The organism is Variovorax sp. V35 (assembly GCF_041154465.1).
GTDB lineage: Bacteria > Pseudomonadota > Gammaproteobacteria > Burkholderiales > Burkholderiaceae_C > Variovorax > Variovorax boronicumulans.
Genome location: NZ_AP028666.1, coordinates 414,122 through 427,122, shown reverse-complemented (window position 1 = coordinate 427,122; position 13,001 = coordinate 414,122). Strand labels below are relative to the sequence as shown.

Annotated in this window: 11 protein-coding genes; 8 read left to right on the top strand and 3 right to left on the bottom strand. The window is 68.7% G+C overall.

Annotated features, from left to right (window positions below; translation table 11 throughout):
- The first annotated feature begins 48 nt into the window (after positions 1–48).
- From ACAM42_RS01985 to ACAM42_RS01955, 7 genes are all read left to right on the top strand, one after another.
- On the top strand, positions 49–942 hold the full coding sequence (locus tag ACAM42_RS01985; protein ID WP_062476111.1) for an AraC family transcriptional regulator: 894 nt from the start codon (positions 49–51) through the stop codon (positions 940–942).
- Positions 943–1,061: 119 nt separating this feature from the next.
- A complete protein-coding gene (locus tag ACAM42_RS01980; RefSeq protein WP_062476114.1) occupies positions 1,062–1,982 on the top strand; it encodes an ABC transporter substrate-binding protein in 921 nt (306 codons plus the stop codon).
- A 49-nt stretch (positions 1,983–2,031) separates the two neighbouring features.
- The gene (locus ACAM42_RS01975; protein ID WP_369632708.1) at positions 2,032–3,549 is read left to right on the top strand and encodes a sugar ABC transporter ATP-binding protein; all 1,518 of its coding nucleotides are present in this window, start codon (positions 2,032–2,034) and stop codon (positions 3,547–3,549) included.
- Positions 3,546–4,526 (top strand): ABC transporter permease, encoded by a 981-nt coding sequence (locus tag ACAM42_RS01970; protein WP_369630955.1) that lies wholly within the window; start codon positions 3,546–3,548, stop codon positions 4,524–4,526. The genes ACAM42_RS01975 and ACAM42_RS01970 overlap by 4 nt, the downstream gene beginning before the upstream one ends.
- 47 nt (positions 4,527–4,573) lie before the next feature.
- On the top strand, positions 4,574–5,719 hold the full coding sequence (locus ACAM42_RS01965; protein WP_369630954.1) for an alcohol dehydrogenase catalytic domain-containing protein: 1,146 nt from the start codon (positions 4,574–4,576) through the stop codon (positions 5,717–5,719).
- Positions 5,716–7,242 (top strand): FGGY-family carbohydrate kinase, encoded by a 1,527-nt coding sequence (locus ACAM42_RS01960; protein WP_369630953.1) that lies wholly within the window; start codon positions 5,716–5,718, stop codon positions 7,240–7,242. The genes ACAM42_RS01965 and ACAM42_RS01960 overlap by 4 nt, the downstream gene beginning before the upstream one ends.
- 294 nt (positions 7,243–7,536) lie before the next feature.
- Complete coding sequence (locus tag ACAM42_RS01955) at positions 7,537–8,274, top strand: SDR family oxidoreductase (protein ID WP_139704238.1); 738 nt, start codon at positions 7,537–7,539, stop codon at positions 8,272–8,274.
- A gap of 15 nt (positions 8,275–8,289) precedes the next feature.
- Here the strand turns inward: ACAM42_RS01955 and ACAM42_RS01950 are convergent, their stop codons facing one another.
- From ACAM42_RS01950 to ACAM42_RS01940, 3 genes are read right to left on the bottom strand one after another with little or no spacing between them, the layout of a single operon-like run.
- A complete protein-coding gene (locus ACAM42_RS01950; RefSeq protein ID WP_062476134.1) occupies positions 8,290–8,604 on the bottom strand; it encodes a polyhydroxyalkanoic acid system family protein in 315 nt (104 codons plus the stop codon).
- A complete protein-coding gene (locus ACAM42_RS01945; protein ID WP_369630952.1) occupies positions 8,597–9,736 on the bottom strand; it encodes an aminopeptidase in 1,140 nt (379 codons plus the stop codon). Before ACAM42_RS01945 ends, ACAM42_RS01950 begins: the two co-directional genes overlap by 8 nt.
- Positions 9,736–11,796 (bottom strand): molybdopterin-dependent oxidoreductase, encoded by a 2,061-nt coding sequence (locus tag ACAM42_RS01940; RefSeq protein WP_369630951.1) that lies wholly within the window; start codon positions 11,794–11,796, stop codon positions 9,736–9,738. The genes ACAM42_RS01945 and ACAM42_RS01940 overlap by 1 nt, the downstream gene beginning before the upstream one ends.
- A 58-nt stretch (positions 11,797–11,854) precedes the next feature.
- Here ACAM42_RS01940 and ACAM42_RS01935 point away from each other — a divergent pair, with 58 nt between their 5' ends.
- Positions 11,855–12,988: an ABC transporter substrate-binding protein gene (locus ACAM42_RS01935; RefSeq protein WP_369632707.1), complete on the top strand. Its 1,134-nt coding sequence runs from the start codon at positions 11,855–11,857 to the stop codon at positions 12,986–12,988.
- Positions 12,989–13,001 lie beyond the last annotated feature (13 nt).

Genomic DNA, 13,001 nt, shown 5'->3' with positions numbered 1-13,001 from the left:
GCCTCACCCCCAACCCGGGGGCCATACACAGAGGAAAGACCGCCGGCCATGCAACCCGATCTGGAAATCGTCGAAGTCCAAGGTGACGAATCGTTCACCGCCTGGGCGCACGGCTATCCGTATCGCACGGTGCGCTGGCACTTCCACCCCGAGTACGAGATCCAGCTGATCGTCGAGACCCAGGGCGTGTACTTCGTGGGCGACCACGTCGGCCACTTCGAGCCGGGCAACCTCGTGTTCATGGGCCCCGACCTGCCGCACAACTGGATCAGCGACGTGCCCGCCGGCCAGAGCGTCGAGCGCCGCGGCATCGTGATCCAGTTTCCGGCCGCGCTGGTTCGCAACATGGCGGCCACCTTCCCCGAGTTCCGCCGCATCGAGCCGCTGCTGGCCGAGTCGGCCTCCGGCCTGCTCTTCTCGGCCGCCACCGCCGCCGCGGCCAAGCCGATCATGGAAGCGCTGCTCGAGGCGCGCGGGCTGCGCCGCGTGGTGCTGCTGCTGTCGCTGTTCGAACTGCTGGTGGCCAGCGACGACCGCCAGCGGCTGGCCAGCCCCGCGTTCACGCCCGACCCGAAGGCCTTCATGTCGCACGCGATCAACAACGTGCTGGCGCACATCGCCGCCAACCTGGGCGACGAGCTGCGCGAGCCGATGCTTGCCGAGCTGGTGGGCCAGAGCCCGAGTGCGTTCTCGCGGTCGTTTCGCAAGCACACGGGGCAGTCGTTCGTGCGCTACGTGAACCGGCTGCGCATCGGCCGCGCCTGCGAACTGCTTGCCAACAGCGACAAGCCCGTGCTCGACGTCTGCATGGACGTGGGCTTCAACAACGTGTCGAACTTCAACCGGCAGTTCCTGCTGCACAAGCGCATGCCGCCGACCAAGTTCCGCCATTTCCATCGCATGCAGCTCGCTGCATCGCGCGCCGCCAACAGCCCGCCGTAGCGCGCCGCCCCGTGTTCCCCGCGTCGTTCCTGGCGCGGCGCACTCCGCGCCGCGCAGGGCGCCCCTTTGCCCGCGTTTTTTGCAGACCGTCACACAACCAACCTCAAGGAGACAACCCAATGAAGAGCCTTCTCAAAGCCACCGCCCTCGTCGCCGCTCTCGCCTGCGGCACCACCGCCGCACTGGCACAGGCGCCCAAGCAGCCGCTGCGCATCGGCATGACCTTCCAGGAACTCAACAACCCCTACTTCGTGACGATGAAGCAGGCATTGGAAGAAGCCGCCGCCAGCATCGGCGCCACCGTGGTCACCACCGATGCGCGCCATGACGTGGCCAAGCAGATCGGCGACGTGGAAGACATGATCCAGAAGAAGATCGACATCCTGCTGCTGAACCCGACCGACTCGGCCGGCGTGCAGTCGGCGGTGCGCTCGGCCAAGAAGGCCGGCGTGATCGTGGTGGCGGTCGATGCCAACGCGCAGGGCCCGGTCGATTCGTTCGTGGGTTCCAAGAACCTCGACGCCGGCCGCCTGGCCTGCGAGTACCTCGCGAAGAACATCGGCGAGAAGGGCGACGTGGCCATCCTCGACGGCATTCCGGTCGTGCCGATCCTGGAACGCGTGAAGGGCTGCCGCGAAGCGCTGGCCAAGTACCCCGGCATCAAGGTCGTGAGCACGCAGAACGGCAAGCAGGAGCGCGCCACCGCGCTCACCGTGACCGAGAACATCCTGCAGGCCAACAAGAACCTCAAGGGCGTGTTCAGCGTGAACGACGGCGGCTCGATGGGCGCGCTCGCGGCCATCGAGGCCAGCGGCAAGGACGTGAAGCTCACCAGCGTCGATGGCGCACCCGAAGCCATCAAGGCGATGCAGAAGGCGGGCTCGAAGTTCATCGCCACCACCGCGCAGTACCCGCGCGACCAGATCCGCCTGGCCATCGGCATCGCGCTGGCCAAGAAGTGGGGCGCCAACGTGCCCGCGGCCGTGCCGGTCGACGTGAAGCTCATCGACGCCGAAGGCGCCAAGACCTTCAGCTGGTAAGTTGCCGGACGCGCCGCCCGTGACCGTCACGTACGAACCACCCCGGGAGATGCTGCGGCTGGAGGGCGTGTCCAAGCGCTTCCCGGGCGTGAAGGCCCTGTCGGGCATCGACCTCTCGGTGCGCCAGGGCGAGGTGCACGCGCTGCTCGGCGAGAACGGCGCGGGCAAGTCGACGCTGATGAAGATCCTCGGCGGCATCCACCGGGCCGACGAGGGCCGCATCGTCATCGACGGCACCGAGTGCCACTTCGCCGGCTACGGCGACGCCATCGCGGCGGGCATCGGCATCATCTTCCAGGAGTTCAGCCTGGTGCCGTACCTGAACGCGGTGGAGAACATCTTCCTGGGCCGCTACCTCACGAACCGCTTCGGCCTCATGGACCAGGCCGCCATGCAGCGCGAGGCCCGCGCGGTGTTCGACGAACTGGGCGTGCAGATCGACCTCGGCGTGCCGATCTGCCAGCTCTCGGTGGCGCAGCAGCAGTTCGTCGAGATCGGCAAGGCGCTGTCGCTGAAGGCGCGGCTGCTGGTGCTCGACGAGCCCACCGCCACGCTCACGCCCAACGAGGCCGAGCACCTGTTCAAGGTGATGCGCGCGCTGCGTGCCAAGGGGGTGGCGATGATCTTCATCTCGCACCACCTCGATGAAATTTTCGAGGTGTGCGACCGCATCAGCGTTTTGCGCGACGGCGCCAACGCAGGACACGCAGAGGTGGCCGCCACGACCGTGGACGCGCTGGTCGAGATGATGGTGGGCCGGCGCATCGAACAGAGCTTTCCGCCCAAGCCGCAGCCCGCGCCGAACGGCCGCAAGGTGCTCGAGGTGCCCGGGATCCAGCTCGTGAAGGACGGCCCGGTCAACCGCTTCGACCTGCACGCGGGCGAGATCCTCGGCTTCGCGGGGCTGGTGGGGTCGGGCCGCACCGAACTCGCGCTGGGCATGATGGGCGCCGACCGCGCGCACCGCAAGACGGTGCTGCGCAACGGCCAGCCCGTGCGCCTGGACGACCCGACGCAGGCGCTCGCGCACGGCATCGGCCTGCTGCCCGAAAGCCGCAAGGTGGAAGGGCTGATCACCGACTTCACGATCCGCTTCAACATCTCGCTGAACAACCTCGGGCGGCACCGCCGCGCGGGCGTGGTCGACACGGCCTCTGAAAAGCGCGCAGCCGGCGAGCTCTCGCGCCGCGTGGGCGTGAAGGCGCCGGGCATCGACACCCGCGTGGCCACGCTGTCGGGCGGCAACCAGCAGAAGGTGGTGATCGCGCGCTGGCTCGGCCACGATTGCGACGTGCTGATCTTCGACGAGCCCACGCGCGGCATCGACGTGGGCGCCAAGGCCGAGATCTACCAGCTGATGCGCGAACTCACGCGCCAGGGCAAGTCGATCCTGATGATCTCCAGCGAGCTGCCCGAAATCGTCGGCCTGTGCGACCGCGTCGCCGTGTTCTCGGGCGGCGCCATCGTGGCGACGCTCACGGGCGACGCGATCAACGCGGGCGAAATCATGCGCCACGCGACCTCGTCCTCTCCCTCCCTTCCCTCTTCCTCCGGAAGCCCCCCATGACTGCCACCGCCACCCATCCCACGCCCCCCGTGCCCGCGGGCGGGTTCTTCACGCAGCTGCGTCGCTCCACGGCCTTCCTGCCGCTGGTCGGCCTTATTGCCATCTCGGTCTTCATGATCGTGGCGACCGACAACTTTCTCTCGGTGAGCAACCTGCAGAACATCGCGCTGCAGTCGTCCATCAACGCGATCATCGCGGTGGGCATGACGGCCGCGATCCTCACAGGCGGCATCGACCTCTCGGTGGGCGCGGTGGTGGCGCTGTCGGGCACGCTGGCTTCGGGGCTGATGGTGCACTTCGGCCTGCCGCCCGTGCTCGCCGTGCCGCTCGGGCTCGGCGTGGGCGCGGTGATCGGCCTGTTCAACGGCTACTGCGTGGCCTACCTGCGCATGCCGCCGATCATCGTGACGCTGGCCACCATGGGCATCGCGCGCGGCATCGCCCTGATCTACACCGGCGGCTACCCCATCGACGGCCTGCCCGAGTCGTTCGCCTTCCTCGGCAGCGGCACGCTCGCGGGCCTGAAGGCGCCGATCCTCATCATGCTGGCCACCTACCTCGTGGCCTACGTGCTGCTCAACATGGCGCCCTTCGGCCGCTACGTGTACGCCATCGGCGGCAACGAGGAAGCCACGCGGCTGTCGGGCGTGCGCGTGTCGCGCTACAAGCTGCTGGTGTATGTGCTGAGCGGTCTCACGGCCGCCATCGCGGGCATCGTGCAGGCCGCGCGCGTCACCAGCGGCCAGCCCGGCGTGGGCGTGGGCTTCGAGCTCGACGCCATCGCGGCGGTGGTGATGGGCGGCACGTCCATCGCGGGCGGCCGCGGCGCCATCGTGGGCACGCTGGTCGGCGCGCTGCTGCTGGCGGTGCTCAACAACGGTCTCAACATGATCGGCGTGTCGCCGTACCTGCAACTGATCATCAAGGGCGGCATCGTGCTGCTCGCCATCTTCATCAGCCGTGAAGCCCGCCGCTGACCTCTTCTCCTCCACTTCTTCGCACCCCTCCTGATCTCAAGGAATCCATGTCGTATCAAAAGCTCCAACCCGGCGCCACGGGCGCCATCGGCGAACTCGCCGCCATGCAGGCCGTCGTGTGCCACGGCCCGAAGGACTACCGGCTCGAGACCGTCGCAATGCCCGTCATCGGCGCGAACGAACTGCTCATCTCCATCGCAGCCTGCGGCATCTGCGCCTCCGACTGCAAGTGCCACTCGGGCGCGAAGATGTTCTGGGGCGGCGACGGCCAGCCCTCGTGGGTCAAGGCGCCGGTCATTCCCGGCCATGAGTTCTTCGGCTACGTCGAGGCGCTCGGTGAAGGCGCGGCCGAGCACTTCGGCGTGGAGAAAGGCGACCGCGTGATCGCCGAGCAGATCGTGCCCTGCGGCAAGTGCCGCTTCTGCACCAGCGGCAAGTACTGGATGTGCGAGGTGCACCACATCTTCGGCTTCCAGCGCGTCGTGGCCGATGGCGGCATGGCCGACTACATGCGCCTGCCGCCGACCTCGCGCGTGCACAAGATCCCCGACGGCATCTCACTGGAAGACGCGGCCATCATCGAGCCGCTGGCCTGTGCGATCCACACCGTGACCCGCGGCGAACTCCAGCTCGACGACGTGGTGGTGATCGCCGGCGCCGGCCCGCTCGGCCTGATGATGACGCAGGTGGCAGCGCTCAAGACACCGAAGAAGCTCATCGTGATCGACCTCGTGCCCGAGCGCCTGGCACTCGCGAAGCAGTACGGCGCCGACGTCGTCATCAACCCGAAGACCGAGAACGCCGACGCCATCGTCAAGGGCCTCACCGAAGGCTACGGCTGCGACGTGTACATCGAGACCACCGGCGCGCCCATCGGCGTGACGCAGGGCCTGGACATGATCCGCAAGCTCGGCCGCTTCGTCGAGTTCAGCGTGTTCGGTTCGGAGACGAGCGCCGACTGGTCGATCATCGGCGACCGCAAGGAACTCGACGTGCGCGGCGCGCACCTGGGCCCGTATTGCTACCCGGTCGCCATCGACCTGCTGGCGCGCGGGCTCGTCACCTCGAAGGGCATCGTGACGCACGACTTTCCGCTGACCGAATGGGAGCGCGCCTTCGCGCTGGCCAACTCGCTCGATTCGATCAAGGTGCTGCTCAAGCCTGCACCGCAGGCGTCGGGCAGCGCGGCATGACGTACGTGATCGGCGTCGACATCGGCACGCAGAGCACCAAGTGCCTGCTGGTCGGCATCGACGGAAAGGTGCACGCGCAGGCCAGCGTGGCCTACCAGCCCGAGACGCCGAAACCGCTGTGGGCGCAGCAGGACTGCGAGGTCTGGTTCGACGCCGTGTGCGAGAGCGTGCGTGCCTGCGTGGCGCAAAGCGGCATCGCCGCGACAGACATCGCCGCGATGTGCGTGAGCAGCCTCTACGGCGGCGCGGGCATCCCGGTCGACGAGGCCATGCGCCCGCTGCACCCCTGCCTGATCTGGATGGACCGCCGCGCCACCGCCGAGGTCGATGCGGTGAACGCGACAGTCGACGTGGCGCGGCTGCAGGCCATCACGGGCAACGGCGTCGACAGCTACTACGGCTTCACCAAGATGCTGTGGCTGCGCGAGCACCGGCCCGAGGTGTGGGCGAAGACGCACCACTTCCTGCCGCCCAACAGCTACATCAACTGGCGGCTGACGGGCCAGCTCGCGGTCGACCACAGCTCGGCCGGCAACATCGGCGGCGTGTACGACGCGGCGCGGCGGCGCTGGTCGGCGCAGGCGCTCGACATGCTCGGCATTCCGGCGCGCATGATGCCGCCGCGGCTCGTCGAATCGAGCGAGGTGGTGGGCCACCTGAGCGCCGAGTGGGCCGCACAGCTGGGCTTGCGCGAAGGCATGCCGTTGATGGCTGGCGGTGTCGATGCGGCGGTGGCCACCTTCTGCGCGGGCGTCACCGGCAGCGGCGACCATGTCGCGATGATCGGCACCAGCATGTGCTGGGGTTTCGTGAGCCCGACGGTGGACGCGCGCCACCAGCTCATCACGATGCCGCACGTGTACCGCGGCGCGGACCGCAGCTACGTGTTCGGCGGTGCGATCACGGCCGGCGCGGCCGTCACCTGGTTTCGCGAGGCCTTCTGCCAAGCCGAGATGGCCGAGGCCGCGCGCACCGGCGAAGACGCGCACGCCCTCATCGAACGCCGTGCGGTCGACGTGCCGCCCGGCGCCGACGGCCTGGTCTTCCTGCCCTACCTGATGGGCGAGCGCAGCCCGATCTGGGACGCGCAGGCCAAGGGCGCCTTCCTCGGCCTCTCGCTCGCGCACAGCCGCGCCCACCTGTACCGCGCCGTGCTCGAAGGCGTGAGCTTCGCGCTGCAGCACAACATCGAGGCCGGCCGGCGCAGCGGCCAGCCGCTGGACGACCGCCTGATCGTGGTCGGCGGCGCCGCGCATTCCGACCTGTGGATGCAGATCGTGGCGGACGTCACGGGCTACCGCGTGTTCACGATCGAGGAAGAGGTCGAGGCCGCCCTCGGCGCGGCGATGCTGGCGGCGCTCGGGGCCAGGCTGGTCGACGCGGCCACCGCCGAGCGTGGATGGGTCACGCTGGTGGAACGCGCGCGGCCCGAGCCTGCGGCGCAGGCGGTCTACCGGGAGCGCTTCGAGATCTACACCTCGCTGTACCCGGCGCTGCGTGATGCGATGCATCGGTTGGGATGACGCATGCGCTGTTCAGGGCGACGCTCCCGCCGACGCGGTACCTTGCTCCGCGAATGTCCCCCGGGCTTCGCCCTCCTCCTTGATTTCGCTGCGCAAGGCACCGCATCGACGTGAGCGTGGGCAGTGCGGTCGTTGATCGGCTGCACACCAGCGCCGCTTCCCGTGCGCAGGACACTGGGTGCTTCCCGCAGCGAAATCAAGGAGGAGGCCGCAGGCCGGGGGACATTCGCGGAGGGAAGTACCCGGTGGCCTGTGCACGCGCCCTGAACCACAACCTTTGATGAGCAGAACACCATGACACCTACCTTCGACTTTTCAGGCAAGCGCGCCCTCGTGACCGGCGCCAGCAGCGGCATCGGCCGCGCAGTCGCAGCGCAGCTCGCCCACTCAGGCGCACAAGTCACAGCCGTAGGTCGCAACGCCGACGCGCTGGAAGCATTACAGGCCGAGTCCGGCTGCTCGCCCTTGGCACTCGACGTGGCCGACGTCGCCGCACTGGAAAAGGCGCTCGCCCCGCTGCCCGCGTTCGACCTCGTCGTGAACTGCGCCGGCACCACACGCATCGAGCGCGCCATCGACCTGCAGGCCAGGAGCTTCGACGCCGTGATGGCCGTCAACGCACGCGCCGCGGCGCTCGTGGCCGCGCGCTGCGGCCGGGCCATGATCGCGGCCGGCATGCGCGGCAGCATCGTCAACGTGTCGAGCCAGGCCTCGCTGGTCGCGCTCGACGCCCACCTTTGCTACAGCGCCTCGAAGGCGGCGATGGACGCCATCACGCGTGCGCTGTGCCTCGAATTCGGGCCGCACGGTATCCGCGTGAACAGCGTGAACCCGACCGTCACGCTCACGCCGATGGCCGAGCAGGCGTGGTCCGATCCGGCCAAGAGCGCGGCAGCGCTCAAGAACATTCCGTTGGGACGTTTCGCGCAGGTCGAGGAAGTGGTCGCGCCGATCTTGTTCCTGCTGTCCGACGGCGCGGCGATGGTCAGCGGCGTGGCGCTGCCGGTCGATGGCGGCTACACCATCGCCTGAAGAAGAGTCTCCGCCTCAGGCGAAGCGGGTGCCGCCCTGCGGCGCGTCGAGCAGCGCGTCGAGGTTGCGCGAAATCTTCTGCTCGATCTGGTCGCTGAAGCTGCTGAACAGGAAACCCAGCGTCGCCTCGAGCCGGAAGGTGTCGGCCGTGACCTCCACCGTGCCGTCGATGCCCGCGCGGCTGAACTGGGCCCGGTCGCAGTCGGTGCCCTCGGTGTAGGTGCATTCCAGACCGTAGTCCTGCTCGACCTGATGCACCCATTGGCGCGCGACTTCGCGGGCGCCGGCAATGCCCAGCGTGTGGTTGCGTTCGATTTGGATGTCAGGCACCGTCGTCTCCGTTGTTGTCGTGTGTGCGGCCGTGGCGCGCATGGGTGTGCAGGATACCCGTGGCGGCCTGCAGGGCGCTGCGGCGCTCCTCCGTCGTAGCCAGCGCGGCGATGCGCCGCACCGCAGTGTAAAAGCGCGGCCAGTCGCGGCCCTCGCGTTCGAACAGGGCTTCGAAGCCCGGCACCAGGTCGTCGTAGGCGCCCTGCGCGCCGAAGGCCGCGTTGTTGGCGCGCGCCACCCAGCCGTCGTAGGCGTTCTGGCGCGGGCCGGTCCATGCTGCCTTCAGCGCGGCATAGCGCTCGCGGAAGTCGGCCATGGCGGCCTGCTTCTGTGCCTCGACCTTCGTCCAGTCCTTCGCCTTGGCTTCGGGCGACTCGTACACCTGCGTGAGCGCACGGCGCGTGTTGAGCGCGAGCGCACGGAAGTCCTGCCGCTGTGCATTGAACTGCGCGTATTCGGCGCGCGCCGCATCGCCGGCTTCGCGCTGCAGCCACATCGCGCCGCCGATGCGCTCCACGGCCGTGGCGTACGACTCGTTGAATACCGTGTCGCCCGGCACATAGAGCACCTGGTGCGCCAGCTCGTGAAACACGAGGCGCGCCAGCTCGCCCTCGGGGTAGCCGATGAAGGTGGACAGCAGCGGATCGCCACCGGCCCAGTTCATCCAGCCCAGCGTGGAGTAGGCCGGCACGGGGTACACGGCCACTTCGAGGCCATTCGTCTTCTGCGCCTCGGCCTCGGTTTTCGCGGCGGCCTCGTCGTAGTAGCCGCGGTAGCCCACGCAGCCCGCGACCGGGAAGCACCAGCTCTTGAGCGTGAGCGAGTACGGCGGCGCGGCCACCACGTTCCACACGGCCGCGGGGCGGTGCAGATCGGCATACGAGGTGTAGCTCGCGTTGTCGGGCAGGCCGAGTTCGCTCGATGCGAAACGGCGGATGCGCTGCGCGAGTTCGAGCTTGGCCTTGAGCGGCGCCCCCACGGCCGGATCGGCCAGCCATTCGGGCACGGGCTTGGCCGCGCGCAGGATGTCGAGGTGGCCGTTGGCCGATTGCCAGTAGTAGCCGAGGTCGGCGCAGCCACTCAAGAAAAGCGCGCCGGCCAATGCCAGCGCGGGCGCGCGCAGCCGTCGCATCACGCCTTTTCGACCTGCACCAGGCAGTCGTAGAAGGTCGGGCCCCGGCCGATGTCGGTCAGGCGCTGGCTGGTCAGCTCGTTGACGTTGGTGCCGTCCATGCCGAGCTTGCGCCACCAGATGCCCATGCCGTGCACCACGCCCTGGCGCGCGCGGCGCGACACCTCGGCGCGGCAGCGGTGCTCGCCGCGCTGGTTGAACACGCGCACCGTGGCGCCGTCCTCGATGCCGCGCGCGGCGGCGTCGTCGGCGTGGATCTCGAGCAGCGGCTCGACCTCGATGGCGCGCAGGCTGGTCACGTTGACGAAGGTCGAATTGAGGAAGTTGCGCGCCGGCGGCGAGATCATCGCCAGCGGGAATTCGGTCGAGCTGCCGGCCGGCTCCCAGTTGGGCACGTGGTCGGGCAGGCCGTCCATGCCCATCGCCTGCAGGCGCTCGCTGAAGAACTCGCAGCGGCCCGAAGGCGTGGGGAACATGCCTTCGGCGAACGGCGCCTCGGCCAGCTTCAGGCTGGTGAAGCCTTGGGCGCGCAGCTGCTCGAAGTCGATCGCCTTCTCGGCGAAGGCGGTGCGGCACAGCGACTCGTCGCTCTCCGAAAAGCAGGGCTCGTCGAAACCCAGGCGGCGCGCCAGTTCGCGGAACACCCAGGCGTTGCTGCGGGCCTCGCCGCGCGGCGCAACGGCCGGCTGGTTCAGCAGCACGTCGGTGTGGCCGTAGCTGCAGTGGATGTCCCAGTGCTCGAGCTGCGTGGTGGCGGGCAGCAGGTAGTCGGCGTAGTCGGCGGTGTCGGTGCGGAACTGCTCGAGCACCACGGTGAAGAGGTCTTCGCGCGCGAAGCCCGCCACCACCTTGGCCGATTCGGGCGCCACCGCCACCGGGTTGCTGTTGTAGACCACGAGGGCCTTCACGGGCTTGGCGGTGTCGAGCAGTGCATCGCCGATGGTGCTCATGTTGATGGTGCGCGGCTTGCGCCCGGCCAGCAGGTCGGGGCGCTGCAGCGCGGCGCGGTCGACCGGGTAGTGGCCCGAGCTGCTGAGCAGCAGGCCGCCCGCGCGGTCGCGCCAGGCGCCGACCAGCGCCGGCAGGCAGGCGATGGCACGCGCCGCGTTGCCGCCGCCGCGCACGCGCTGCATGCCGTAGTTCAGGCGGATCGCGGCCGGCTTGGTCGTGCCGTAGGCCTGGGCCAACGCGACGATCTGTGCCTCGGGAATGCCGCAGACCTCGGCCGCGCGTGACGGCGGCCATTGCAGCGCGCGCTCGCGCAGCTGCTCCCAGCCCAGCGTGTGGTTGGCGATGTAGTCGTGGTCGAGCCAGTCGTGCACGATGAGTTCGTGCATGAGCGCCAGCGCCAGCGCGGCGTCGGTGCCGGGCAAGAGCGCGATGTGCTCGTCGCACTTGTCGGCGGTTTCGGTCTTGCGCGGGTCGATGCACACCAGCCGCGCGCCGGCGCGCTTGGCGGCCTGGGCGTGGCGCCAGAAATGCAGGTTGCTGGCGATGGAGTTGCTGCCCCAGATCAGGATCAGCTTGGCCTCGGCAAAGAACTCGATGCGCATGCCGACCTTGGCGCCCAGCGTGTAGACCATGGCCTCGCCGCCCGCCATCGAGCAGATGGTGCGGTCCAGCAGCGAGGCGCCCAGCTTGTGGAAGAAGCGCCGGTCCATCGATTCGCCCTGCACCAGGCCCATGGTGCCCGCATAGCTGTAGGGGAGAATTGCTTCCGGTTCCGACTGCAATCCCCGAAGATGCGCGGCGATATCGTCCAATGCCGTCTCCCACGAGACGGGCTCGAAGCGGCCGCTGCCCTTGGGACCGACGCGTTTCAGGGGGTGCACGAGCCGCTCGGCATGGTCATTGCGTTCGATGTACCGGGACACCTTGGTGCACAGCACGCCGCCGGTGTGCGAGTGGGCGGGGTTGCCTTGCAGCTTCACCGCCACGCCATCCTTGACGGTGGTGACGAGCGCGCAGGTGTCGGGGCAATCGTGCGGGCAGGCGCCCAGCACCGTGGAGGGTGCGGAGGCGTCGGGCGTGTCGAGGAGGGAATCCGTTGCGTGGGCCATCGGACAAGTCTAATTTGAGTATCAACACACAGGGCAGAGGGAGGATTTCACCATGACGATGCAATTGAATCGCAGGCATTTTTCGATCGCCACGGCGGCCGCCGCCACGCTGGGCGGCTTCGGCATCGCCCGGGCGCAGGGCGACACACCGCTGGTGCTGGGCCAGTCGGCGCCGTTCACCGGGCCGGCCGCGCAGCTGGGCATCCAGTTCCACCAGGGCGCCAAGCTGTTCCTGGACCAGTACAACGCCCAGCCGGGCCAGCGCGACGTGGTCATCAAGAACCTGGACGACGGCTACGAGCCCGACCGCTGCGCGGCCAACACGCAGAAGCTGATCGGCGAGGACGTGTTCGCGCTGTTCGGCTACATCGGCACGCCGACCAGCCTGGCCGCGCTGCCGCTGGCGGTGAAGGACAAGGTGCCGTTCATCGCGCCGTTCACGGGCGCGATGTCGCTGCGCGAGCCTTTTCACCGCAACGTGTTCCATCTGCGCGCTTCGTACAACGACGAGACGGCATTGATGGTGAAACAGCTCACCCACCTGGGCATGAAGAAGATCGCGGTCTTCTACCAGAACGACGCCTACGGCAAGGCCGGGCTCGACGGCGTGACGCTGGCGCTGGCCCAGCAGGAACTCAAGCCCGTGGCGCTGGCCACGGTGGAGCGCAACTCGGCCGACGTGGCCGCGGCGGTGAAGGCGATCATGGCGAGCCAGCCGGCGGCGGTGGTGCAGGTCGGTGCCTACAAGGCCTGCGCGGCGTTCATCCGCGAGATGCGCAAGGCGGGCTACGGCGGCGTGTTCTTCAACCTCTCGTTCGTGGGCACGCAGGCGCTGGCGGACGAATTGGGCAAGGAAGCCGCGGGCGTGATGGTCACGCAGGTGGTGCCCTCGCCCTACAACCAGGCGAATGCGCTGGCCCGCGAGTTCACCGAAGCGGTGCGCAAGGCGGGCGGCGGCGCGAGCGCCAATTTCTCGAGCATGGAAGGCTACCTGGCCGCCAAGGTGCTGACCGAGGGCCTGCGCCGCGCACCGGGCGGCAAGGGCACGCGCGACGGGCTGATCGCGGGGCTGGAAAGCATCGAGCGGCAGCAGTTCGGCGGCTTCGAGGTGTCGTTCTCTTCGAAGAGCCATGTGGCTTCGAAGTTTGTCGAGCTGTCGATGCTGACTGCGGACGGGCGGGTGCGGACTTAGTTTTTTCGCGCTC